Here is a 24,199-nt window from a genome sequence, read left to right on the forward strand (position 1 = left end):
ATGAATCTAAAATTAGACGATTTTCTGTATGAGCTTCCTGATGAGCAGATTGCAAAGCATCCATCCAAGAACAGGGCAGACTCAAAACTACTTCATTACAACCGTGGAGATATCTCTCATCATGAATTTAAAGACATTGAAAGCCTAATCCCTGATCAATCTCTCCTGGTTTTCAACGATACCAAAGTAATACCAGCGAGAATCATCATGCATAAAGAAAGCGGTGCTCGCATCGAAATATTTCTTTTAGAACCACTTCAGCCATCCACGGTGCATGAAGAAGTAATGAATGCCGAGAACTCATGTACTTGGAGATGCATGATTGGAAACGCAAAAAAATGGAGACCAAACACTTCATTGCATCTCAGCTCACTTTCGCTAGAAGCTGTTCGATCAAGCAATGATACGGTTACATTTAAATGGGCAACGGGCTGCTCATTTTCAGATCTACTCACCGAAATTGGGAAAATTCCGCTTCCACCATATATAGATCGTGAGATTGAAGAAGCCGATCAAGAGAGGTATCAGACGGTATATTCAAAAATGAAAGGTGCAGTAGCAGCTCCAACTGCAGGCTTGCATTTTACGAACGAAATTATTGATCAGATCACTAGCAGGGGAATTCATACCGACTACCTAACTCTTCATGTATCCGCGGGCACATTTCAACCTATAAAAAGTGAAAACATCGCCGATCACCCAATGCATAATGAGCAGATTTGGCTTACCGTACAAAATATTGAAAACCTGCTGAATGCTAAAAAAGTAATTGCTGTCGGAACTACCTCGATGAGAACCATTGAGAGCTTGTACTGGTATGGTGTAAGGTTGCTAAACAATAAGTCTCATTTCTATATTGACAAAAATGATCCCTACATTTTTAAACCAGTAGATAAGCAAGATGCGTTAGAAGCAGTACATGGTCACATGAAAAAGCTCGAAAAGGATAAGATAGGTGGTCAAACTGAAATATTCATTTATCCTGGGTACGAGTTTCAACTTTGTGACGGTTTGGTTACTAACTACCACTTGCCTGGATCCACACTCATTCTTTTGATTGCCTCTTTCATAGGGGAAGATTGGAGAAAGGTATATGATGAAGCCCTAGCAAATAATTATCGCTTCCTAAGTTATGGAGATAGTTCGCTACTTATAAGATAAATCAAGCTGGCAACTTCATTATTTTGCTTGTAAAGCCCCTGTGGAGTAATTCCTCATTGATGGAGCATTTCAATAACTTCATCGAAAGTTTTTAAAAATACCCGATTTAGGGTATTGACTTGAGTCTGCAAAGCCTATTCATTTGCGTCTACACTACCACCAAACAACTGCTATGAGTCAATTAATTAAAAGCCTATCCCTACACCGCGTCCATTTAGAGTTTGCAGGAAAGCTGTTCTTGCTCATCATAATATTGATCCTCTTAATTGGATAGTCTCTTGTTGAACAACACGACAGTGCAACACACCTATGAGGTGTCTTATGTTTTGGTTGAATAGACTAGCTTAGTCTTTTTAATCATTAACATGCTTCTAATCAAACGAATCCTCATTGCAACAATTCTGTTGCTAACTGTGCTTTATCTCAGCTTTTCATACCTCCTGTCGAATCGCATTTTAGAGACCAATAGTTCATTTCAAAATACATTAAATGACATAGAAAATTACTGGGGAACTAGTTATGAAGAAATGATCGCGCTACTCCCCCCTCCCTCTGATTTTGCAGTTGAAAACAATGGTGTCGAAATAAGAGGCAAGTATTTTACCGTTTCGGATACCGCATCATGTTTATTTATTTTTTCACACGGATGGGCTCGTGGTTGGCAAAATATGCTCAAGTATTATCCAGTTGTTGATGATTGCAACTGCAACATCATCATGTATGATCACAGAGCTCATGGCGAAAGTGGAGGAAAATACCCAACAGGTGGCATTAAAGAAGCTGATGACTTACTCCTAGTTACGGATTGGGCTGTACAAACTAAAGGCTATAATTGGAATCAAATTGCATGGGTAGGTAGTTCTTGGGGAGCAGGCGCCGCTCTCATTGCTGGTGCTGATGATAGAAATCCTGCATTTATCGTTGCTGACTCACCTTACCAGGATTGGTATACCGCCATTTTCGAACGAGCCATTCTAGATTATGGTTCATGGATCAACGGCATAGCTCCCGCTGTTATGATGTGGGTAAATATTCGTGCTGACATTGACCACAAAGAAGCTAGCCCAATGCAAGCAGCAAAGAATATAGTTGAGCCAGTTTTTCTCATCCATTCAAAAGCTGATCCAAAAACCAATTCAAGGCAATCTGCAAATATTGCAAGCAATCTTAATGAGTCTTCAGAGTTTCATCACACAGAATGGGGAAATATTCACGTAATGGATGTTATTAGTAATCAAAAGGACTTTAAGGAAATGCTTCAAGACTTCATAAGACAAAACAACATTGGCGCTTTTGCTGCAAATTCAAATGAAATCACAATCAATTGAACACTATGATTCATGCATGCTTTCCGCTCGCTGAATCTTGATTTTAAACAACTTATAAATCAAATGTCAGATACTCACTATTCAGCTTCAGAAGAAAGACTCAATGTGATCACGCATGGGTTTGGGCTCGTGGCAAGCCTTATTTCTCTTGTGGTAATGCAATTAAAATCGGATACACTAACCGATTCTCTTTCAACTTTCACCTTTGGCTTCAGCCTCATTATACTCTATAGTGCGTCGACACTTTACCATGCTGCAAAGCACGGTAAACTTAGAGTTAAGCTTCGCATTTTTGATCACGCATCTATTTTCATTCTAATTGCTGGAACTTACACCCCGGTATGTTTAATCACACTTGCAGATAGTGTAGGACACATTCTTTTTTTCGTAATATGGGGTGTGGCAATTTCTGGTGTACTATTGAAACTGTTCTTTACCGGTAAATATGATAGGCTGTCCACTATCATGTACATAGCCATGGGATGGATTGCGATTTTCGCTATTAAGCCACTTCTGGTGTCCATGAACACGGAAGGATTGCTCTGGCTTCTAGCCGGAGGCGTCTTTTATACCGCGGGTGCTATTCTGTACAGCATTCGCTCATTGCCAATGAATCACGCCATCTTTCATGTTTGTGTACTCGGAGGCAGCGCATGTCATTTTGCTATGATATATAAGAGCGTACTTTAGTTATTTATCAAATTTTTAGACGAAACCGCCTAAAAACCTGATTTCCAACCCCACTAATGCAAGATGTATTTCTTAAATTAATGGATAGTTACTGCCAATGATTTATTCCTTCAAATGCTTAGAAGATTCATTAATTAGTTGCCTAAAATTTAAGAAAACCACACTTCTTTTTTTAGTCACTTCTCTGTTGGTGTGTACACAGACCGACGGACAAAATAATCTTGATTCAAAAAAAAGAATGAGTCAGCTGGTTCTGAGGTATTGGAACACGGAGGATGGACTTACCTCTGAATCAACAAGTGAACTTGTGCAAACTCAAGACGGCTACATATGGGTAGGCACTTATACCGGACTGCACCGTTTTGATGGAAAAGACTTTACCGTCTTTAATAGCGAAAACAGTAATATACCCTCTTCAAATGTCCTGAGTGTTAAGATCAGCCCAGATGGTGGACTTTGGATTGGAACCCTGCATGGGATAGTCAAATATGAAAATGAAGGGTTTATCATTCCTCAAGGACTCGAGGAAATCAGCAATTTGAGTATTGAGAACATGCTTTTCACCAAGTCTGGCTCTTTGTGGTTTAGTACTAAATCAAATCAGTTATTTCAATATCAAAACAATACTTTAGAAGAGTTCACTGATATTCTTAAAGTCAATAATAGTACCGTACAATCAATTGAAGAAGACAGCAACAAAAACGTGTACTTTGGAACCGATGACTCTCGCTTGGTTATTTATACAGCATCTGGAGATGTTAGGAATTTTGACCTTGACATTAATATCAACGGGGTAAACACATTTTTCGCAGACGATAGCCTATTGTATCTGGGCACTGGCCATGGGCTATACATGTGGGACGGACAGAATATCCTTAAAAGCCCCATTCTAGGCAATACTACCATTAATTCACTCATTGTTGACAAAAAACAAACGCTTTGGATAGGAACCATGCGAGGACTGTTTCGCTATCAAGACTCAAAGCTTGACTCATTGAATGAAGACAATGGAATGCCAAATAACATTGTACAAGATCTAATGTTTGATCAGCAAGGAAACCTTTGGGTTGGAACGTATAGAAATGGCATCTTCTTCCTTTCCGATGGATCAATTACCAGCTATACGGAAAACGATGGACTTGCGACCAACATCATTAGTAGTGTCTCTGAGATAGGTAATAACCATTTACTAGGCAACGAAAATGGAACCTTAAACCTCCTAAAAGATGGAGTGATTACTCAATACCAACCAGCCATCCCAATACCGTCAGAACGTCTAAAAAACCTACTCATAGATAAGAAAGGTAGAATTTGGGTTAGCACTTACGGTGGGCTAGTAGTGCTCAATGGGAGTAACAGTAAGCATTTCACTATCAACAATGGATTTCCTGACAACTTCATAAGAGTAGCCCATCAAGCCGAAGACGGATCGATTTGGGTGGGCACCAAAAACGCGGGACTCATCATTTTTAAATCGCTCGATGATTGGGAGCAAATATCCATAAATGATGGTTTGAGTTCGAATTATATTCTATCCATCGAGCAAAATACAAATGGAGATATCATAGTAGGAACCATTAATGGTTTAAACATAATCAAAGACAAAAAAGTAGCGAAAACCGTTACCGTGGACGATGGGCTTCCATCAAATTTCATGTTTGCTACTCATTCCATAGCCAATTACATATGGATAGCATCCAATGATGGGCTGACAGGATACAGCGAGGAAAAAATAGTAAACTTCAACACGGAGAATGGGATGCCTTCAAACATCATTTATGATGTATTGGAGGACAGTCAAGGTAATTTATGGATGCCTTCAGAAAATTCAATACTTAGTGTTGGAATAGCCGAACTTGAACAAGCCGCAGAAAATCCTGAAAGAAAAATTAAAGTAAAGCAGTTTGATAAAAGCTATGGAATGAAGAATAGCCATTGTCTTGGAGCCGTGCTTTCTTTCACCGATTCAAAAGGGAGATTTTGGATACCAACTCTTGGTGGAATTGTTCAGCTAGATCCCAACGAAATCAAACCGCCAAACTTTAATCCGAAAATTATCATTGAGAGCATCTATGCCGATAACGAAAGAATTGATCTTTCTGAAAAGGTAATAGTGCCTCCTAGAACAAATAGATTACTAATTGACTTCACAGGCATCAGCTACGCGCAGACAGACCTTCTACAGTTTAGATATCGCCTTACACCTTTCGATGAAGAATGGGTTGAAGCATTGGATGCCAGAAATGGTCTATACACCAATCTAGCACCGGGAGACTATGTTTTTCAGCTTCAGACAGGCATTGATGATAATTTCAGTGCTACAATTCTCACCCAAGAAATTGTAATAGCGTCTGCCTGGTGGCAAACAATCTGGGCAAAAGTCTTATTGGCTTTTTCAATAGTGCTATTAACACTGCTGATTTATTGGATTCGATTGCGTACGCTGACTTCAAATAATTTGAGGCTGGAAGCCACCGTTTCAGACAGGACTAATGCCCTTGTTCAACAAAAACAAGAGTTGAAAACTGCTTTGGATAAATTGAAAAATGCCCAAGAACAGATGGTTCAGTCAGATAAAATGGCATCTTTAGGAATTCTTGCCGCTGGCGTAGCGCACGAAATAAACAATCCTCTAAATTTTATTCAGGGCGGTGTCGAGGGACTTGAGCAGACACTGAAAAGAAGTCGTAAAATTAAGAAAGAAGAGTACGCACAACTCGTAAAAGCCATCAAAGAAGGAATTTCAAGAGCATCCACTATTGTACTAAGCTTAAATGAATTCAGTCATTCATCAGATAAAAAACTGGAGCCTTGTGACATTTACCACCTCATTGATAACTGCCTCACAATGATTCAATACCGCCTAAAGAATGGAATTGAACTCAAAAAAGAATTTGCCAAAGGAAAGGCACTAGTACTAGGCAACAATGGCAAATTGCATCAGGCATTTCTAAACATTCTTACCAATTCTATTCAGGCAATAGATAAAAAAGGCAGCATTACCATTCGTACCATCATTGAAGACGAAGCTATTGTGATCGAGTTCACAGATTCAGGCTATGGAATAAAACCTGAGAATCTGAAAAAAATAACCGAACCCTTCTTTAGCACTAAGGAGCCCGGCAAAGGAACCGGCCTTGGTCTCTCCATCACTTATACAATAATCAACGAGCACGGCGGATCATTGCATTATAGATCAGTCTGGAAAAAAGGAACCACAGCAACAGTTAAGCTACCGCTAGTGAATAAATAACTTTTACCAAAACTCATACTCGTAAGTGATGGTATACTCAGGTTCATTGTACCGATTAAAAATCTCAGTCCGGTCTTTCAAACCTTTTTCATAATAGTGAAATCTGGAACTAATAAGGTTATCATTTTTATAATACTCTGATCTAACTAAAACCTTGTTTTCATAAAAAAACATGTATTTGTAGTTCCCATAATAGTCTCCATATTCTATGCTTTTAAGGAGCTCACCAATGTATTCGTAAGTAGAACTAATTTTCCTGACTCCTTCGTCAATTTTTCTCTCCTTTACATATTCCCCAATGCTTATTTCTTTACCGTCATAATTGATCGTTTTTTGATAATGCTCACTGTTATCATCAATTTCAGGGTACGTATTCATCTGAGCTACCTCAATTACTTTATTTCCATCATAAACGAAAAATTCAGTAACATCGGCCATCCCAAAGAAAAACATCTCATCACCATTTATTTTCTCGTGCTTAATTTCAGTAGGTTTATCCATATTATCCACTGTGATCTTTTGCTCAAAAGGTTGCCTGCGGATCAACTCTCCATTCTCAACTTTCTTTAAATACTTTGCATATGATTTAGGCCAGTCATTCCCATAAAGTAAGCTCTTTTCAGCAGCTCCCAACCCCAATCCATCCATGATATAAAAAAGATTTTGTCGTATAGGCTCATCCCAAAACTCTTTTTTCTTCTCGAATTCATGATCATATGGATAAGTTGTCTGCGTCACAAACTCTCCCAAAGTCCCATCCGGCAGAAATGTAGCCATAGATACAACCTTTCCAGTTTTCTGCTGCGTATCAGACTGATGACTTGTAAACCTTGTCGTAATCGTTTTCACCTCACCCATACGTTCTTCCATAATTTCAGGTGAGTTCACATTTTCACAACTGATCGTAAAAAACAAGCCATATACAGTAAGAAAAGTAAATGCAGAAACCCATTTTCTATGTCTGGCAGTTTTTGTTAAAGCGATAATCCTTGATTTTAGATGAAATGCCGAAAAATGATTCATCATTCGAGAACCTGACAAGCTCTGAGAAAGAGAAAGCAGAATATTTGTATATCGAGTCTTGCTTTCAGAGTGAAGGATTCGAGCATCTGCCTCCATTTCTGAATTTATGCTTACGCTTTTCTTCAAAATCCAGCTGAATGGGCTAATCCAAAATAATGCACAATAGATGTGACTCAGAAGGATATCAAAACTATGACCCAATAAATAGTGTATTTGCTCATGCCTGATCACAACGTCTCGATCTTCTTTAATTGCTTTGCCAATAAAAATCCATCCGAAAAAGGAAGCACCTTTGAATGCAGGATCATCTACCTCATAAAGTGTAACACCCAATTCATTTATCTGTTTGGAATTGGATTTAAGTCTAAGAATCTGAAAGAATCCAAACCCCACTCTTAGTAGTAAAAAAACGGCGACAACTAGGTAGCCTACTTGGACAATACTGCTTGCACTTATACTATTGCTTGCCTTGCTCGTAAATTCCGCTACCCCAACCTGCCTGTCCGTAGGCCTCTCAGAAAGCGCCAACTCATGATATTCTTTTAGCTCAAAATCAGGCTGAGGTCTATTGGATGCTTCCATTACCCTTTGACGAATATTGACATTTGAATATTGACTCGATTGAATCTGTATCAAGGGAAAGGAAATCGAAAAAAACATCCAAGCCAACAAATAGAATCGCTTGAAGGCGGGTGTTGTATGATTCTGTATGATTAAATATCCTACATAAAAAACAGTAGACAGAATCACAAATTTTACAGAAAAGGTGATCAGTTCGTTCATAATTCTTTATTGATAAGTGCTTTCAATTCATTGGCCTCTTCCGCAGAGACTTCTTCATCTGATAAAATATGTGACAATAATCCTTTGTATGATCCATCAAAATAATCCGCGATGATATTCTTAAGCATATGCTTTCGATATTCTCCACGCTTGATAAGGGCGAAGTATTGATGGGTTCTTCCAAAGGCTCTATGACCCACCATGTTTTTACCTTCCAATATTCTAACCAAAGAAGACACCGTGTTATATGGTGTTTCCTCTGAGAGTTCTTCAACTATTTCTTTCACAAAAACATCTCCCTTCTCCCAGATGATTTTCATTATTGGCTCTTCAGCTTTTGTAAGTCGTTCCATATCATAAATGTATAACGTATTTTTCAGTTATACAACTGATGATTTAGTTATAAAACTAAATCATCAGTTTTAGTAGTCTTAAGGTGACATCCTAATAGAAAATGATTGATAATGGCCTCATTTAATGCGACAATACGCTCCTTTGAAAATGATTTATGGAGTTATTATTTAGCTATCCCAAAACCCATTGGCGCTTCTTTTATTGAAGGAGATGATCGCAGAGTTATTTGCACCATCGGAGAAGCCGCACCAATACATAGCGCACTTATGCCCAAGGGCGATGTTTACAGCATTTATGTAAAAAAAGACTTCATGAAAAAGAATGGCTTGTCTGAAGGAGACGAAGTATCTGTGACTCTCGAAAAAGATAGGTCTGCATATGGCATGCCTATGCCCGAATCATTCCAAGTGCTTCTAGACCAAGATGCCGACGGGAGCAGTTACTTTCATGCGCTTACAAAAGGAAAACAAAGAACGCTCATTCACCTGGTAGGTAAGGTCAAGAACGTAGATAGCCAGCTAGCCAAAGGACTTGCAATTATGCATCACCTTAAAGAAAGTAATGGAGGACTCGATTTTAAAAGACTAAATGTTCTCATAAAAGAATACAATAATCGAAATTAACTCAGTCAAACTATCAAATAGTTTTAATACCATTAAATATTAAAATCAGCATAAATTAGCTGTATGAGAAAAGTATTATTCATCATTGCGACTTTAGTGGCTACCATATCAATAGCACAAGACCAGCTTTACAAAGTAAGTCTGCTAAGAGCTAAACCTGGAGAGCTCTTAAATTTGATAGATCAGATAAACGAAGACATATCCAAGTATGAGACATATTTGGAAAACAAACCCTATCTCCTTAGACACAGCCAGGGAGACCATTGGGATCTGATGCTCATTTACCCAATTGATAAAATCAATAGCTATTTTTCAGAAAATCAAGCCAGTAAAAGGATTGATTCAAAGACAATTGAAAAAGCATATGGAGATCCAATATTCAATATCATATCTTTTCAGGAAGAAGCAATTGTAACAGGACCACCCATCAATGATTTCATCGATTCTTTTGAAAAATATGACTTATTTCATATTGAAATCTTTACGGCGCTAGCTGGGAAACAATCAGAACTTCTCGAACAAAGATTGGCCGAAAATCAATTTTATGCGGGAATTGAACATCGACCTAATTTCATTTTCACGCGTGTTTTTGGCCCCAGCTGGGACAACTTCACCATCGGGTTTTATGAAGACATGCATGATTTTGCCGGTCCAGAAGTTTCATTTGAAAAAGAAGATCAAGCTGCGAGAGATGCTGGCTTTGAAGGTGTGAACTTCATCGGGAGCTATCTGCGTTCGCTGCTTGCAGGTCATCATGACACATTGGCTTGGAAAATAGACTAGATCAACATCAATAGCTTTCCAAAGCCGCTCTTTCGTGCTACCCCCCTGCTTAGGAGAATTGGGTCTAGAAACTGCATTGCAGATTGAACTCTAAATTTAGCTGAGTGTTATGTTTTCAATACCAAAAACGCTTTTACCTTTAACAAAAAAGTAAAAATGAAAATAGATCTGAGCTATAAAGGGGACGAAGAATTCACCTCAAACAACGAAAACGGCAACAACGTAGAAATAGATATGCGATCTGCTGACCAGAAACAGCATCAATCCCCCACGGAATTACTTTTATCTGCAGTAGGTGCATGCGCTGCAGTCGAAATTGTTTCGATGATAAAAAAGCGAAGAAAAACGTTCGTAGACCTGAATGCTGAAATTAGCGGTGATCGAAGAGACGAACATCCCAGGGGTTTTACGGATATTCACCTTAAGTATGTCATCACCTCTCCAGACCTCACAGAAGAGGAAGCTGTACGGATTGTTGATTTAGCTACTACAAAGTACTGTTCTGTAGCAGGTTCCTTGAGCGCGAAGCAAACACATTCTTTTGAAATAAAAAGACCTTAACAATACAAATTACTTTTAAAAATCGGTATGGAATCAAACCTTAAAATCGCTTTAGCTCAGATTGCTCCAATATGGCTCAATCGTGAAAAAACACTTGAGAAAGTTATTAAATGGATGTCAGATGCTGCCGAACAGGGAGCCCAACTTGTGGTTTTTGGAGAAGCTCTTCTTCCAGGGTATCCTTTTTGGTTAGATAAATTAGACGGTGCCTCCTTTAATTCTTCGACACAAAAAGAAATACATGCACATTATTTAGATCAAGCTATCTGCATTGAGGATGGTCATTTGGATCCATTATGTCAGCTCGCTCATAAAAAACAAATAGCCATCTATCTAGGTATTATGGAAAAACCAAGTGACAGGGGCGGCCATAGCCTTTACTGCTCTATTGTATACATCGACAAGGGAGGTGAGATCAAATCAGTTCACAGGAAACTGATGCCCACTTATGAAGAAAGGCTATCCTGGAGCCCTGGAGATGGTAATGGGTTGGTCACCCATAAGCTATCTCCATTTACTGTTGGGGGACTAAATTGCTGGGAAAACTGGATGCCATTGGCCAGAGCGGCGATGTACGCACAAGGGGAAGACCTCCATATATCCATATGGCCAGGAAATAAAAGAAACACCGAAATGCTACTTCCAGTAATCGCACAAGAATCACGTTCTTATGTCGTCGGTGTTTCGGGCCTTTTTCGCAAAGAAGACATTCCTGATGATTTTCCTTATGCTGACAAAATGAGAGCAGCCACCTCAAGCGCAATAGCGGATGGAGGATCTTGCATCGTCGCTCCGGATGGCACATGGCTGGTTGAACCTGTTGTTAATGAGGAAAAACTCATCATAGCTGAACTTGATCATAAAAAAGTTGGTGAAGAACGTCAAAATTTTGATCCCTCAGGTCACTACTCGAGACCAGATGTACTCAGTTTAAATGTGAATAGGGAAAGACAATCGGTGCTTCATGAAATCAAAACTTAGTTTTTTAACACTTCTGTTGATTCCATGTTTATCCTTTACTCAATCTCCCGCTGAGGATGAAATTAGGTTTCAAGCGGCGGTAGAATGGCTAGAAAACAAACTAGACTACATCTATTATGACAATGCCGGCGAGCAATGGTGGACTAATACATTTTATATAAACAAGAGTAACGAAATAACAATCAAGCACATAGCTTCCGATCGACCTCAGACATCCAATATAAAAGACAAGACATACACCATTCGAAAATTCCGCATCCAAGACATCAACCCAAGTAATTTGAAAGTAACGGAAATTAAAGAATCCAGAGGAAGAATTGTCAAAGGTCAAATGTTAGAATTACGCACCTATGACTTTCAGGACCTTATTCATAAATCCATCAACAATAGAAAAGCGAGTAGTACCTCATTTCTCTATTTATCATTTCCTGAAACGCTAATTGATAGTCTTTCAAATTATGCAGAAATAGTCAAGTCTAAATTTGAAGATGCAATTTCCGCAAGCATTCAGATCTATTCTTCGGATAAAAACAAGAATATTGAAACAGTATTTCAAGTACTTTTAGGATCGTATCAGTCGATCAATGGAACTAAATGGGAATCTGAAAATATTAAACCTCATGTATTAAAAGTCGACCGGGGAAATGGCAAAATTGAGTATTTCGGCTACAACGCAGAAGACTCGAATTTTTACCTCCTTTCCATTTCTGAAGAAGGTCTGAAAATAAGTGATTTTAGTATCCTTGAGGGCGAAAGAATCAAACTACTCAGTCAACCAAAATCTGACAGTATCCAAATTGACACTCCTCATTCTTTCAAAATGGGAGGGCAAACATTTTTCAGACAATAACATTCTTTCCCAAAGCATCCATTGCAGACTTTTTATACTTTCTTCCAATTGGAATACTCCGATCTGCTATTTCTATTTCTTCTTTATTAAACCTGAATACATGTCCTTTATTCACAATGAATGACCGATGAATACGAACGAACGAATTTGGCAATCGATCACTCAAGCTACTAATCTTTTCTTTTGTTATATATGACCCTTTGGTAGAATGAATTTCAACATAATCGCCCATGCTCTCAATGTACAAAATTTCATCCAGTGGCAATAAGACTTGCTTTCTATTTGATCGGATAGATAGCTCTGTTAAGCCTTGGATATCCAACCTGCTCTGCATCTCATCTATTTCCTTTGCCTTTTCTCGAAGCTTTTGAATAGAGAGAATGAGGCCTTCTATGAGCACAACCAAATAGAGTATGACTGTGAGCAAATAAATATCGCCAGCAATCTTTCCCAGATTTTCTATTTGATAGTCTGCCAGGATAACAAACGCCAAAACCATCACCAATAATTCCAAATAGACAGAAACTATTAACATATAAGCGAAATAAATAATGAATTTCACCCGTTGATTCTGCAGAAGAAAACGAGGAACAAGAAATCGATTGAAGAATATCGATGTGGCCATTACTATAGGCATGAGAATAGTAACAAAATAAAATGAAACCACAATACTCTCTATAGATGAGCTAAACAGAAGGGTAAGAATTACCCACGTAATCGTCCAAAAAATGAACTCTCTTTTTGTAATCATTGAGTCGAAGATGGCTTTTTTTGAATTAACTTGATAGAAAAGTAGATAAACAACGTATTTCGAAATGGATATAACCTTTCATTGATCCTCCACTCCAAGTTGCTTTGCTAGCATGTTTAACAAAATAAAAAACTATGATTGAATTATTTCAAATGGGAGGCATGCTTTTCATGAGTATCCTCACAATCGAATTGGGAGTTGTCGCATATTTTGCTGTAAAAGGTTTTATGAATGGAGATACTAATACAAGCAAAATTAAGTCTGCTGGTTTATTAGCAGCTATTACAGGTATTCTTGGACAGTTAATTGGTTTATTTCAAGCTTTTGAGGCGATTTCACAAGTAGGTACCGTATCCCCTGCATTGCTAGCAGGTGGCTTTAAAGTATCTATGATCACAACAATTTATGGGTTAATCATTTATTTAGTTGCCATACTAATCAGCCTGATTCTCAAAACTCGAAAATAAAAAAAGGAGGCCAGATATATCTGGCCTCCTTTTAATTGAAATCTTAAAATAATACTATCAGCACGGAAATTGCTAGATTTGGCTGCAAAACATCTCCGTCATGAGCATTTTTGACATTATCGCCGTACTAATTTTCTTCTCTGGGGTATTTCTATTTATCAATACATTCTACCTGAAACTCCCGTCCTCGATTGGATTGACAATTTTAGCACTTATCCTTTCATTACTCGTCTTCATTTTTGGTCTTCTTTTTCCAGAATTTCATCTTGCAGAACAAATAAAGAAATATGATTTCGCAGATGTTTTATATCGCTTCGTTCTCAGTGTAATGCTTTTCGCAGGGGCTTTAAATGTTGATTTCAAGAAACTGGGAGACCAATTGATCCCGGTGCTCGTACTCTCATTCTTTGGGGTTATTATTTCTACAGTAGTAATTGCTACCCTCATCTATTTCACCGCTGGGTTTATAGGCGTTTCGTTGAGCTACATAGCTGCACTTGTTTTTGGTGCGCTGATCTCATCTACCGACCCTGTGGCAATCACAAAAACTATTCAACGATTTCGAATGTCGAATGAGTTAGAAACAAAAATATCTGGAGAAGCCCTACTTAATGGCGGTATTGCTATTGTACTGGCTCTCGTTTTGGTAAACATATATCGTGAAGGAATAGCGAATGATTCTTTGAGCCTTAGCAGTACTGCATGGGTATTGACCAGAGACTTAGCAGGCGGTGTTGTCGCCGGTCTCGTTTTTGGATGGATTGGCTACAAACTTCTCCAATACATCGACAATGATGATGTAGAAGTAGAAGTATTAGTAACACTCGCATTAGTCATGGGTGGTTCGTATGTTGCAGACCTCTTTTCCGTTTCTTCCATGATGGTAGCTGTTACCACGGGACTCATACTGGGAAATTTTGGTAGAGATGAACTTGGAGAAAGTGCAGTAGGAGCCTACGTATACAGATTTTGGCAGCTCATGGAAGACACGCTTGCTGCAATGCTGTTCGTTCTGATTGGATTCGAGATGCTTGTAATACCACTTCGACTTGATTACTTTTCTTTAGGCTTTTTTGCCGTTAATTTCGCACTATTCGCAAGATGGATTAGCGTTTTCATTCCTATTCGCCTGATGTCAAGGAAGCGTTCATTTGATAGTGGAACAATTACAGTTCTTTCCTGGGGCGCTCTTAGAGGCGGACTACCCGTGGCTGTTTCGCTTTCTCTTACAGATTTTCCCGGGCAAGAGCTAATTGTAACCATGACGTATGTTGTGGTAGTATGCACAGTACTTTATCAAGGTCTTACACTTACAAGCGTAATGAAGCTTTATGGTGCGAATGTTCGGTAATCATTATCCCTAAAATTTCAGCTTACTGCCAAGTTCCATATCGCTGAGCTCAATATCCAATGCCTTGGTCGATAGCTGTATTTCCCTAACAGAGATAAAGAGGGAAAACAAAAGCAACACCAAAGAAATTCCAAAGGTACCGCTGCCCAAAACTCCCACTTCTAGATAAATAAAAAACATAGCGAGCACACAGAGAAGCAAACTCAAGACACCAAACAATTGCATAGCTCTAATAAGAAAAAGTCGCTTTCTAAGGTTCTTTAATTGTCCTTCCAGCACACTTTTGGGATTGCCGAGATAACTCTTATGAAGTTGCCTAATAAGTGTCGCAATCGCTAGGAAGCGATTGGTGTACGCAAGCAATAACAAGGAAATTGCCGGGAAAAGAAGCGCAGGGGTAGTCAATGTAATTTGCATAATCTGTTAAAGATCTTATTTCTTTAGTAAATAAATAAGACCCTCTCGAAACATTCCAATACCATATGCTGTCAATTGTACAAACGCAGCACCGGTTGATAGAATTCCAATCTTTAAATTTTTAGTTTTGATCGTAGCGTCTATAAGAATCACAAGAAAATAGATACAATAGAGTGCGAGTGCTGCTACTGCAATTTCAACAGACCAGAAAAAAAGAAGCATTGAACTCAAGAATCCTATGGTAAATACACTTGGAAAGAAATGAATTAACTTCAACTCACTTTTATAAAATCGAAAAACATTTATTCTCGCGGTACCAAAAAAATGTAATTGTTTGAAAAATTGTTTGAAATTTGTTCTCCTTTTGTGATAAACGAAGGCATCTTCTATTAGCGCTGTTTTAAATCCGTTTTTTATTATTCTAATACTAAACTCTATATCCTCTCCTTTTTTAGGTAGAATATAGCCCTTAGTTTTTTCAAAAACTTCCTTACTTATTCCCATATTAAAACTTCGTGGATGAAAGACGCCTAAACGTTTTTTATTTCCTCTAATCCCGCCAGTTGTAAATAAAGAAGTCATTGAGTAACTAATGGCCTTCTGAACGGGTGTAAAGCTTTCATGGGCGCTATCCGGCCCACCAAAAGCTGCTATATCATGATCCTTAATATAATCATCCACCACTTTCAGGTATTCCTTTGGAATGATGCAGTCTGAATCAAATACGATTAGCCACTCACCAGATGCTCGCTCAAATCCATAATTCCTGCTAAATCCTTGGCCAGAGTTTTCTTTGAAGTAGTACCTAATATTCAATTTTTGATCGTACAAAGCAACTTTGTCTTCACATCTAATATTGGAACCATCTTCAATGATCAAAACTTCAAAATCATCAAGCATTTGAAATGTCAAACTCTTCAAAAGTTCATCTACCTCATCAGGTCGGTTATATACAGGGATAATTATGGAGTACTTAGGCATTGCCCTTCGTATCGTCAGTTTTTTCAGAGATTAAATAATCTCCTTTCTTATGATTGACTTGAATCATCATTTCAGCTAAAAATCCTGCTAGAAATAGTTGCATACCTATAATCAGCGCCACCAATGCCAGAAAAAAAAGTGGTTGATCAACTACGTCTCTCGTTTTCAAATGATGATACTGCCTGTAAAGTTTTTCTGCAATGACCCAGATTGTAAGGAAAAAGCCCCCCATAAAAGACAAGCTACCAAATGCACCAAAAAAATGCATGGGATTCTTTTTAAATCTGGAAACGAACGTAACGGAAAGTAAATCCAAAAAGCCGGTTATGAATCGTTTCATTCCATACTTGGTTGTCCCATACTTCCTCGCCCTATGCTCAACTACTTTTTCTTGAATACGATTAAAGCCATTCCACTTAGCGATAAGTGGAATGTACCTATGCATCTCACCATACACGTGGATATTTTTAACAACATCTAATCGATAGGCCTTTAGCCCACAATTGAAATCATGAAGCTTAATTCCCGAGACTTTTCTTGTCACCCAATTGAACAACTTAGAGGGTGCAGTTTTGCTAATTGGGTCATGTCTTTCTTTTTTCCACCCTGAAACTATGTGAAGGTTTTGATCTTGGATCAACTTAATCAGGTCAGGTATTTCATCCGGACTGTCTTGCATATCAGCATCCATCGTAATCACGATTTCTCCCTCAGCACGATCGAAACCGGTCTGGAGGGCTGCAGATTTGCCATGATTGCGATTAAATCTTAACCCAACCACACGGCTATCTTGGGCGGCGCTGTTTTTTATTACAGACCAAGAAGTATCCGTGCTTCCATCATCAATCATTAAAACCTCCGTGGAAATGTTATTTGAGTCTATAACACGAAAAATCCATTCCAAAAGCTCTGGAATGGATTCTTCCTCGTTATAAACGGGTACTACTATTGTTAAATCTTTTTTACTCAAGCTCAGGTTCTTTCTTTTTGATAATTGCACCAGTAATAAGTGCTAAAATAGCATAGAAAATTAGTCCAAAAAGAAATCCTTTGATTGAGCCCATTACTGTAAATCTATCGAGGGTGTCTGTTCTGGTTTTCTCAAGTGCCTCATCCATCTGATCTTCAGGCATACCAAAACGTGACATCATAGCCTCTGCATTTTCAACTGATTGATCAGCTAAAATTACTGGTAACTCAGGATCAATCACATTATATAATAATATGTTGAAAATTGTCATGATTAATCCTGCTACAACTAGCAATTGCATAGAGTACACCCAGGCTTTTCCAAACGCCATAAAACCTCCAATTTCTTTTCTGTGCTGTATTCCAAAGTAGGAAACTAGCGCGATGAAAACGAGGAAAAATAGCATCATCCACATTGAAGCCAATGTAGCTGGATTAACGATGTAGATCAAAAGAGTTAGGACTATACTAATTACAGCTAGCATTAATCCGGACTTGATTGCGTGATTGTTCATAGTTATTTAGGTTTTTTTCTTAAAATTATTGATACAACAGGGGTTATTAAGAAGCCTGCGCCAATTTTCTTCCAAAAGGTACTAAACAATAGCTGAGTAGTCGTTATGTTATCCACAGCGGCAAGCTGCTCATCTAGTTGATTTTGAGAAAATTCTTTCAGGAAAATCTCCTTACGGTCAAGTAAAAATGTTCTAGCACCTTCTTTATACCCATCTATTAGTTCAGTATTTGTCTCAAATATTACATAAAAAATTAAAGAAAAAATTATTGTCGCTGGAATTAGCACAATAAACCCAATACTTATGCCTTGCCAAAAGTGCAAATACCCATCATTCCTAAAATCTTTAAATTCTTTACCCGCAAAAAATGTAAACAAGAAAAAAACACCCAAATCAAAGATGAAATGGCGGAAATCCAATAGAGGATTACTTCCAAAATTGATTGAAATAAAAAAAAGTCCCACAAGGAATATCCCACATAGGATTGAATACTTTAAAGTCGATTTTATCACTTATTGAACGTTGCTTTAGACCCATTCACAGTACCTAATACACATCCCGTTAATTCCTTTCCCCAATAGGGAGAATTTTGAGACTTTGAAAGATTGGTTTGCCTATTTAATTCCCACTTAGCTTCTGTATCTAGAATGGTAAGTTTAGCATATTTCCCAACTTCAATTTTCACTTCATCAATGTTAAGAACCCTTCTAGGACCATTTACCACTCTATCAAATAGAATCTCTAGTGGTACTTCCTTAGAAATTTTCACTAGAGAAGGGAAAAAAGTTTGCAAGGAAATATTGCCTGGATTGGCCAAGTCAAATTCCAGCTGCTTGCACTCTTGGTCATATGGACGGTGATTCGAACATATAGCATCGATTGTTCCGTCCTTTATGCCCTTTATCAGAGCTTTTCTATCTTCTTCTGTTCTATATGGAGGTAAAACCTTAAAGATGGCATCAAAGTCACCAATTGACTCATCAGTAAAAATCAAATGATGAATACCCACATCGCAAGTCACAGAAAAGCCCGACTCCTTAGCTGATTTGATCAAATCAACACTCTTCGCGCTTGAAATTCTAGAAAAATGAATACTTCCTCCACTATATCTCAAAATTTTCAGATCTCTCTGAATCATCAATTCTTCCGATAATGAAGGTTCACCGCGTATTCCTAAATTAGTACTTGTTATGCCTTCATGCATATGTGTTTTTGCAGATATATGAATATCCCTTGCGTTCTGAAAGATTGGAACTCCCATACTTGCTGTGTATTGAAGTGCTTTCATTAACAATTCTGAATTCCAGATTGGACTGTCACCTTCGGAAAAAGCAGATACACCAGCATCTCTAAGGTCGAGCATCTCAGTCAAATTCTCCCCTTTCAACCCCTCACTTACGGCACCATTGATATAAATATCTATCTCACCAGCAGCTTTGCCTAAAACATAGCTTACATCGCTTTTTGAATCTATCGGAGGTTCTGTTTCAGGAATCAAGCAAACATCTGTGAAACCACCGCTTTGAGCAAGAGTCGAGCCTGATTGAATATCTTCCCTATGTTCATTCCCCGGATCGTGAAATTGAGCATTCAAATCAAACCAACCAGAACTTACAAACTTCCCCTTAAAGTCAATTTCTTTAGATGCTGATCTACCATTGAGAGAGGTGATAACTCCTTTTTCAATCAAAATATTGGCCGACTTGCTATGCGCTGGAGAGTTTAGGTCAAGTACATGTACATTCTTTAGCAATAAACTCATTTGAGATATCTATGCAGCAATGTTTCAATTAATAGTAGAAACACCGCCAAAATTAATGCATATTTCCAAAAGCTTGATTGTGACTCTGCAGCAAATGTAACACTACTTTCCTCAGCTAAAATTTGAGAAACATTTACATTTGGTAGCCTCGAAAATTCTTTCGTGAATTCTTCCAAACTGGGAGCTATCATTGCTGATTCTTCCTTAGGTATATTTAACGCAATACTGCGCAATGTGTCAGCACCTTGGGTAACAACATATGTACCAACCTCCAAATTGAATGGGATTTCGAGGACAACTTCTGTCCCTGAAGAATTGAAAGAAGGAATCACCTCATAACCTGATTTACTAATTTTGATTGGAACATCAGTCGCATCAGTTTTTAAAGTCAGTCTATCCCCGGGGTAATAGTAAGGATTCTCAATCATACCTATTGATGAGAAGGCTATTTGGTAAAGAATTGGAAGAAATAGTGCGTTTGACTCGAATCCACTACCTCCGGATGAAATCGAAGAATTAAAAAAATAAGCGCCACCTTTTTCTAGCAAAAAGGGAACCCCTCCCCTATAACTAATTACAGGCTCAAAGATTCCTTCAATATTGAATAAGGCAGCTTTGGCAGACTGGCTTGCATATTCTAAGTGATCTTTAAAAACACCTTTAAATAAAGGGTGTTTTGTATCTACATCAATTTCGCTAAACTTTTCAGTCAAACCTGTCAGTTTAAAATCAAAAAATCGCTCATACGAAACGACATTGATTGAATCTGGAGGGAAAACAATATAATTCTTATCCATAAGCTGGTTTTTCATATCCTCAGGAAGCTCAAACTCATCACTTATGACCACTAAATCAGCGTTCATCATTACGTCATAATTAAGGTTTCCTAAATCTTGCTGCGCCAAATCAAATAGATCGGAATTACCATATACATCTTTTAACAAGTTTGAAGATGTTGAATTCAATATTACAATCTGACTCTTAGCTCTTTCACCAATAGTAAAATGAAACGCATTGTCATACACTACATCATCGCCATCAATGGCTATCTCATATGAACCATAATTATCCTTTAAGATATCAAATCTAACATCGTCCAATTCAGTCACATCCTTCACTACAGAGCTCAGCTGCCGTGTTCCTTGCATCAATTTGACTACTACGCTCCCATTCGTCATATTGTGAACCCCGAAATCAACAAGAATCGATAACTCCGAAAGGTTATCCTCATTAGGTCTGAGATAGAGACTATCTACATAAATATTTCGTATTTCACCCAAATCTTTGGTAACAACTAACTCATAATTCCTACTTGAATCTCTTAAAAACGAACTTAGCTCTTGCAAATTAATTTTTTGAAAATCAGAAATTAAATAAAGAGAAGACACCTCTACATCACTAATTCTGCTAAATAACCTATCACAATTCATCCCTTCTGATGACACTTCATTCCCTATATTAAAAAGAGAGTTTTTACTTAACACAGACCTATTCAAATTATCATAATAGTATACTAGACTAGTTTCCTTCGATAATAGATTAATGTTTTGTTCAAGCAAAACCTGACTATCTTCAAGCGTGCTGCTAATCGAATTGTCATTGTAAATAGCAACTGATCCCACAGTTGCTTCCGACCTAGGCCTATCCAATAAAGACCAAACTAAAATCACCAAGACGCCAAAGAATAAGATTCGATTAAATAGTACTAAAAAAAACTTAACCCTTGATTTTGATCTAGTCTTTGAATTAAGACTAACAATATATTTTATAGAAGAGAAATAGACCTTTTTTACCTTTCGGAAGTCAAATAAATGGACCAAAACAGGCACCAAAATAAATAGAAAAAAATACCAAAAATAACTCACCTGTGTACAGAATTTGATTGTCTAACGAATACTGAGGCAGCAAGTTATACAAAACAAAAAAGCCCCCTTATTTCTAAGGGGGCTTTGTTAATAAACTGGCAACGACTTACTCTCCCACCTGTTACGGCAGTACCATCAGCGCTGACGGGCTTAACTTCTCTGTTCGGAATGGGAAGAGGTGGACTCCGTCGCTATAATCACCATAAAATTTGCCTATATCCAATATTTGGACAGGACTTAATGTCTTGACATTAAAAATGAAAGATTCACATGAAAAACGCGAGTTTATCGAAACGCTTCAAAAAAGTTTACGAGTAATTAGTACTGCTCAGCTTTGACATTACTGCCTTTACACCTGCAGCCTATCTACGTCCTAATCTAGAACATCTCTTAAAAGAAATCTCATCTTGTAGTGGGTTTCGCACTTAGATGCTTTCAGTGCTTATCCCTTCCCAACGTAGCTACCCAGCAGTGCTCCTGGCGGAACAACTGGTACACCAGCGGTTAGTCCAACTCGGTCCTCTCGTACTAAAGTCAGATCTACTCAAATTTCTTACGCCCACAACAGATAGGGACCGAACTGTCTCACGACGTTCTGAACCCAGCTCGCGTGCCACTTTAATGGGCGAACAGCCCAACCCTTGGGACCTTCTCCAGCCCCAGGATGTGACGAGCCGACATCGAGGTGCCAAACCTCCCCGTCGATATGAGCTCTTGGGGGAGATCAGCCTGTTATCCCCGGAGTACCTTTTATCCTTTGAGCGACGGCCCTTCCATACAGAACCGCCGGATCACTATATCCTAGTTTCCTACCTGCTCGGCTTGTAGGCCTCACAGTCAAGCACCCTTATGCTATTGCACTCTGCGCACGGTTACCAAGCGTGCTGAGGGTACCTTTGAAAGCCTCCGTTACTCTTTTGGAGGCGACCACCCCAGTCAAACTACCCACCACACACTGTCTCCCTTTCGGGGTTAGGCATCAGATAAATAAAGGCTGGTATTTCACCAACGACTCCACCACGCCTGACGACGCAGCTTCAGAGTCTCCCAGCTATCCTACACATCATTTACCCAATACCAATGTGAAGCTATAGTAAAGGTTCACGGGGTCTTTCCGTCCCGTTGCGGGTATCCGGCATCTTCACCGGAACTACAATTTCACCGAGCTCATGGTTGAGACAGTACCCAGATCGTTGCACCATTCGTGCAGGTCGGAACTTACCCGACAAGGAATTTCGCTACCTTAGGACCGTTATAGTTACGGCCGCCGTTTACTGGGGCTTCAGTTCAATGCTTCTCCGAAGATAACATCCCCCCTTAACCTTCCAGCACCGGGCAGGTGTCAGGCCGTATACATCCTCTTTCAAGTTCGCACAGCCATGTGTTTTTGATAAACAGTCGCCTGGGTCTTTTCACTGCGTCCTACCGAAGTAGGAGCCCCTTCTCCCGAAGTTACAGGGCTATTTTGCCTAGTTCCTTAACCATGAATCACTCGAGCACCTCAGGATTCTCTCCTTGACTACCTGTGTCGGTTTACGGTACGGGCACCTTTATCCTAACCTTAGAGGTTTTTCTTGGAAGTCTGCTTAGGCACACTATCCACGCATCCGAAGATTTGTGGTACTATCAGGTTCAGCAAGATCTGCGGATTTACCTACAGTCCTTATACCTACACCCTTCAACGTACTATTCCGTCAGTACGCGGTGCTTTCACTACTCCGTCACCCCATCGAAAATAAAGGTGGTACTGGAATATTAACCAGTTGTCCATCGACTACCCCTTTCGGGTTCGCCTTAGGTCCCGACTAACCCCCGGCTGATTAGCATTGCCGGGGAATCCTTAGTCTATCGGTGGGCAGGTTTCTCGCCTGCCTTATCGTTACTTATGCCTACATTTGCTCTTCTCTACTCTCCAGCATGACTCGCGTCACACCTTCTTTGTCTAGAGAATGCTCCCCTACCATCATAAATGATCCTAAGCTTCGGTATTGTACTTGATGCCCGATTATTATCGATGCTCTGCCGCTCGACCAGTGAGCTGTTACGCACTCTTTAAATGAATGGCTGCTTCCAAGCCAACATCCTGGCTGTCTAAGCAGCTGAACCTCCTTAGTTCAACTTAGTACAAATTTAGGGACCTTAGCTGTAGGTCTGGGTTCTTTCCCTCTCGGACTCGGACCTTAGCACCCAAGCCCTCACTGCGGAATATATTTATCAGCATTCGGAGTTCGTCTGGATTTGGTAGGATTTGACTCCCCCTAGTCCAATCGGTAGCTCTACCTCTGATAAACTAACTTCCACGCTGCTCCTAAAAGCATTTCGGGGAGTACGAGCTATCTCTCAGTTTGATTGGCCTTTCACCCCTACCCACAACTCATCCAAAGACTTTTCAACGTCAACTGGTTCGGGCCTCCATGTAGTGTTACCTACACTTCACCCTGGTCATGGGTAGATCACCAAGTTTCGCGTCTAGTACTGCTGACTGATCGCCCTGTTAAGACTCGCTTTCGCTTCGGCTTCAACACTTAATGTATTAACCTTGCCAACAACACTAACTCGTAGGCTCATTATGCAAAAGGCACGCCGTCACCCAACTAATGGGCTCCGACCGCTTGTAAGCGTATGGTTTCAGGAACTATTTCACCCCCTTACTCAGGGTACTTTTCACCTTTCCCTCACGGTACTAGTTCACTATCGGTCTCTCAGGAGTATTTAGCCTTACCGGATGGTG

Annotated in this window: 21 protein-coding genes, 2 rRNA genes and 1 pseudogene (1 of these 24 only partly in view); 11 read left to right on the top strand and 13 right to left on the bottom strand. The window is 39.1% G+C overall.

Annotation, left to right across the window (positions count from 1 at the left end; genetic code table 11):
• The 4 genes from ABJF57_RS11625 to ABJF57_RS11640 all read left to right on the top strand — a co-directional run bounded on the left by ABJF57_RS11625 (position 1) and on the right by ABJF57_RS11640 (position 6,432).
• Positions 1-1,161 (top strand): S-adenosylmethionine:tRNA ribosyltransferase-isomerase, encoded by a 1,161-nt coding sequence (locus ABJF57_RS11625; RefSeq protein ID WP_462229207.1) that lies wholly within the window; start codon positions 1-3, stop codon positions 1,159-1,161.
• 365 nt (positions 1,162-1,526) lie between these two features.
• Complete coding sequence (locus ABJF57_RS11630) at positions 1,527-2,489, top strand: CocE/NonD family hydrolase (protein ID WP_462229209.1); 963 nt, start codon at positions 1,527-1,529, stop codon at positions 2,487-2,489.
• Between the two features lie 63 nt (positions 2,490-2,552).
• Complete coding sequence (trhA, locus tag ABJF57_RS11635) at positions 2,553-3,179, top strand: PAQR family membrane homeostasis protein TrhA (RefSeq protein WP_462229211.1); 627 nt, start codon at positions 2,553-2,555, stop codon at positions 3,177-3,179.
• Positions 3,180-3,417: 238 nt separating this feature from the next.
• Positions 3,418-6,432 (top strand): sensor histidine kinase, encoded by a 3,015-nt coding sequence (locus tag ABJF57_RS11640; RefSeq protein WP_462229213.1) that lies wholly within the window; start codon positions 3,418-3,420, stop codon positions 6,430-6,432.
• Between the two features lie 3 nt (positions 6,433-6,435).
• On the opposite strand, the gene ABJF57_RS11645 is transcribed toward ABJF57_RS11640, so the two are convergent.
• Both ABJF57_RS11645 and ABJF57_RS11650 read right to left on the bottom strand, forming a co-directional pair.
• The gene (locus ABJF57_RS11645; RefSeq protein ID WP_462229215.1) at positions 6,436-8,238 is read right to left on the bottom strand and encodes a M56 family metallopeptidase; all 1,803 of its coding nucleotides are present in this window, start codon (positions 8,236-8,238) and stop codon (positions 6,436-6,438) included.
• A complete protein-coding gene (locus tag ABJF57_RS11650; protein ID WP_462229217.1) occupies positions 8,235-8,591 on the bottom strand; it encodes a BlaI/MecI/CopY family transcriptional regulator in 357 nt (118 codons plus the stop codon). The genes ABJF57_RS11645 and ABJF57_RS11650 overlap by 4 nt, the downstream gene beginning before the upstream one ends.
• 111 nt (positions 8,592-8,702) lie before the next feature.
• On the opposite strand from ABJF57_RS11650, the gene ABJF57_RS11655 reads away from it, so the two are divergent.
• The 5 genes from ABJF57_RS11655 to ABJF57_RS11675 all read left to right on the top strand — a co-directional run bounded on the left by ABJF57_RS11655 (position 8,703) and on the right by ABJF57_RS11675 (position 12,390).
• Entirely contained in the window at positions 8,703-9,215 is a 513-nt protein-coding gene (locus ABJF57_RS11655; protein ID WP_462229219.1) for a DUF1905 domain-containing protein, read from the top strand.
• A 63-nt stretch (positions 9,216-9,278) separates the two neighbouring features.
• Positions 9,279-9,998 (top strand): hypothetical protein, encoded by a 720-nt coding sequence (locus ABJF57_RS11660; protein WP_462229221.1) that lies wholly within the window; start codon positions 9,279-9,281, stop codon positions 9,996-9,998.
• Positions 9,999-10,154: 156 nt separating this feature from the next.
• Positions 10,155-10,559 (top strand): OsmC family protein, encoded by a 405-nt coding sequence (locus ABJF57_RS11665; protein ID WP_462229223.1) that lies wholly within the window; start codon positions 10,155-10,157, stop codon positions 10,557-10,559.
• Between the two features lie 27 nt (positions 10,560-10,586).
• Entirely contained in the window at positions 10,587-11,540 is a 954-nt protein-coding gene (locus ABJF57_RS11670) for a carbon-nitrogen hydrolase family protein (RefSeq protein WP_462229225.1), read from the top strand.
• Entirely contained in the window at positions 11,524-12,390 is an 867-nt protein-coding gene (locus ABJF57_RS11675) for a hypothetical protein (protein ID WP_462229227.1), read from the top strand. The genes ABJF57_RS11670 and ABJF57_RS11675 overlap by 17 nt, the downstream gene beginning before the upstream one ends.
• Here ABJF57_RS11675 and ABJF57_RS11680 read toward each other — a convergent pair.
• Positions 12,380-13,141 (bottom strand): LytR/AlgR family response regulator transcription factor, encoded by a 762-nt coding sequence (locus ABJF57_RS11680; protein WP_462229229.1) that lies wholly within the window; start codon positions 13,139-13,141, stop codon positions 12,380-12,382. The genes ABJF57_RS11675 and ABJF57_RS11680 overlap by 11 nt on opposite strands.
• Positions 13,142-13,275: 134 nt before the next feature.
• Between ABJF57_RS11680 and ABJF57_RS11685 the strand changes: the two genes are divergently transcribed.
• Both ABJF57_RS11685 and ABJF57_RS11690 read left to right on the top strand, forming a co-directional pair.
• Entirely contained in the window at positions 13,276-13,608 is a 333-nt protein-coding gene (locus ABJF57_RS11685) for a MotA/TolQ/ExbB proton channel family protein (RefSeq protein ID WP_462229231.1), read from the top strand.
• Between the two features lie 100 nt (positions 13,609-13,708).
• Positions 13,709-14,959 (top strand): cation:proton antiporter, encoded by a 1,251-nt coding sequence (locus tag ABJF57_RS11690; protein ID WP_462229233.1) that lies wholly within the window; start codon positions 13,709-13,711, stop codon positions 14,957-14,959.
• Between the two features lie 9 nt (positions 14,960-14,968).
• Here ABJF57_RS11690 and ABJF57_RS11695 read toward each other — a convergent pair whose 3' ends face one another.
• The 10 genes and pseudogenes from ABJF57_RS11695 to ABJF57_RS11740 all read right to left on the bottom strand — a co-directional run.
• Complete coding sequence (locus ABJF57_RS11695) at positions 14,969-15,376, bottom strand: DUF2721 domain-containing protein (protein ID WP_462229235.1); 408 nt, start codon at positions 15,374-15,376, stop codon at positions 14,969-14,971.
• Positions 15,377-15,391: 15 nt separating this feature from the next.
• Positions 15,392-16,357: a glycosyltransferase family 2 protein gene (locus ABJF57_RS11700; RefSeq protein ID WP_462229237.1), complete on the bottom strand. Its 966-nt coding sequence runs from the start codon at positions 16,355-16,357 to the stop codon at positions 15,392-15,394.
• Positions 16,350-17,357 (bottom strand): glycosyltransferase family 2 protein, encoded by a 1,008-nt coding sequence (locus tag ABJF57_RS11705; RefSeq protein WP_462255732.1) that lies wholly within the window; start codon positions 17,355-17,357, stop codon positions 16,350-16,352. Before ABJF57_RS11705 ends, ABJF57_RS11700 begins: the two co-directional genes overlap by 8 nt.
• Complete coding sequence (locus ABJF57_RS11710; RefSeq protein WP_462229241.1) at positions 17,320-17,841, bottom strand: DUF4199 domain-containing protein; 522 nt, start codon at positions 17,839-17,841, stop codon at positions 17,320-17,322. The genes ABJF57_RS11705 and ABJF57_RS11710 overlap by 38 nt, the downstream gene beginning before the upstream one ends.
• A gap of 2 nt (positions 17,842-17,843) precedes the next feature.
• On the bottom strand, positions 17,844-18,353 hold the full coding sequence (locus ABJF57_RS11715; protein WP_462229243.1) for a DUF4199 domain-containing protein: 510 nt from the start codon (positions 18,351-18,353) through the stop codon (positions 17,844-17,846).
• Entirely contained in the window at positions 18,350-19,603 is a 1,254-nt protein-coding gene (locus tag ABJF57_RS11720) for a dihydroorotase (protein ID WP_462229245.1), read from the bottom strand. Before ABJF57_RS11720 ends, ABJF57_RS11715 begins: the two co-directional genes overlap by 4 nt.
• Entirely contained in the window at positions 19,600-20,949 is a 1,350-nt protein-coding gene (locus ABJF57_RS11725; protein WP_462230423.1) for a hypothetical protein, read from the bottom strand. Before ABJF57_RS11725 ends, ABJF57_RS11720 begins: the two co-directional genes overlap by 4 nt.
• Before the next feature lie 327 nt (positions 20,950-21,276).
• Positions 21,277-21,468 (bottom strand): annotated as a pseudogene (locus ABJF57_RS11730) (BatA domain-containing protein); the annotation flags it as partial.
• A gap of 93 nt (positions 21,469-21,561) precedes the next feature.
• Positions 21,562-21,673: ribosomal RNA gene (rrf, locus tag ABJF57_RS11735) — 5S ribosomal RNA — on the bottom strand.
• 93 nt (positions 21,674-21,766) lie between these two features.
• Positions 21,767-24,199, bottom strand: a 23S ribosomal RNA gene (locus tag ABJF57_RS11740) (it continues 431 nt past the right edge of the window).

The sequence above is a fragment of the Ekhidna sp. genome (genome assembly GCF_039940915.1).
Taxonomy (GTDB): Bacteria; Bacteroidota; Bacteroidia; order Cytophagales; family Cyclobacteriaceae; genus Ekhidna.

Bases quoted from the DNA above. Each gene is read 5' to 3' on its own strand.
- ABJF57_RS11700 (WP_462229237.1), bottom strand. From the start codon at position 16,357: ATGCCTAAGTACTCCATAATTATCCCTGTATATAACCGACCTGATGAG.
- ABJF57_RS11630 (WP_462229209.1), top strand. From the start codon at position 1,527: ATGCTTCTAATCAAACGAATCCTCATTGCAACAATTCTGTTGCTAACT.
- ABJF57_RS11710 (WP_462229241.1), bottom strand. From the start codon at position 17,841: ATGAACAATCACGCAATCAAGTCCGGATTAATGCTAGCTGTAATTAGT.
- ABJF57_RS11660 (WP_462229221.1), top strand. From the start codon at position 9,279: ATGAGAAAAGTATTATTCATCATTGCGACTTTAGTGGCTACCATATCA.
- ABJF57_RS11675 (WP_462229227.1), top strand. From the start codon at position 11,524: ATGAAATCAAAACTTAGTTTTTTAACACTTCTGTTGATTCCATGTTTA.
- ABJF57_RS11690 (WP_462229233.1), top strand. From the start codon at position 13,709: ATGAGCATTTTTGACATTATCGCCGTACTAATTTTCTTCTCTGGGGTA.
- ABJF57_RS11680 (WP_462229229.1), bottom strand. From the start codon at position 13,141: ATGATTACAAAAAGAGAGTTCATTTTTTGGACGATTACGTGGGTAATT.
- ABJF57_RS11720 (WP_462229245.1), bottom strand. From the start codon at position 19,603: ATGAGTTTATTGCTAAAGAATGTACATGTACTTGACCTAAACTCTCCA.
- ABJF57_RS11655 (WP_462229219.1), top strand. From the start codon at position 8,703: ATGGCCTCATTTAATGCGACAATACGCTCCTTTGAAAATGATTTATGG.
- ABJF57_RS11665 (WP_462229223.1), top strand. From the start codon at position 10,155: ATGAAAATAGATCTGAGCTATAAAGGGGACGAAGAATTCACCTCAAAC.
- ABJF57_RS11640 (WP_462229213.1), top strand. From the start codon at position 3,418: ATGAGTCAGCTGGTTCTGAGGTATTGGAACACGGAGGATGGACTTACC.
- trhA (WP_462229211.1), top strand. From the start codon at position 2,553: ATGTCAGATACTCACTATTCAGCTTCAGAAGAAAGACTCAATGTGATC.
- ABJF57_RS11645 (WP_462229215.1), bottom strand. From the start codon at position 8,238: ATGAACGAACTGATCACCTTTTCTGTAAAATTTGTGATTCTGTCTACT.
- ABJF57_RS11625 (WP_462229207.1), top strand. From the start codon at position 1: ATGAATCTAAAATTAGACGATTTTCTGTATGAGCTTCCTGATGAGCAG.
- ABJF57_RS11650 (WP_462229217.1), bottom strand. From the start codon at position 8,591: ATGGAACGACTTACAAAAGCTGAAGAGCCAATAATGAAAATCATCTGG.
- ABJF57_RS11695 (WP_462229235.1), bottom strand. From the start codon at position 15,376: ATGCAAATTACATTGACTACCCCTGCGCTTCTTTTCCCGGCAATTTCC.
- ABJF57_RS11685 (WP_462229231.1), top strand. From the start codon at position 13,276: ATGATTGAATTATTTCAAATGGGAGGCATGCTTTTCATGAGTATCCTC.
- ABJF57_RS11670 (WP_462229225.1), top strand. From the start codon at position 10,587: ATGGAATCAAACCTTAAAATCGCTTTAGCTCAGATTGCTCCAATATGG.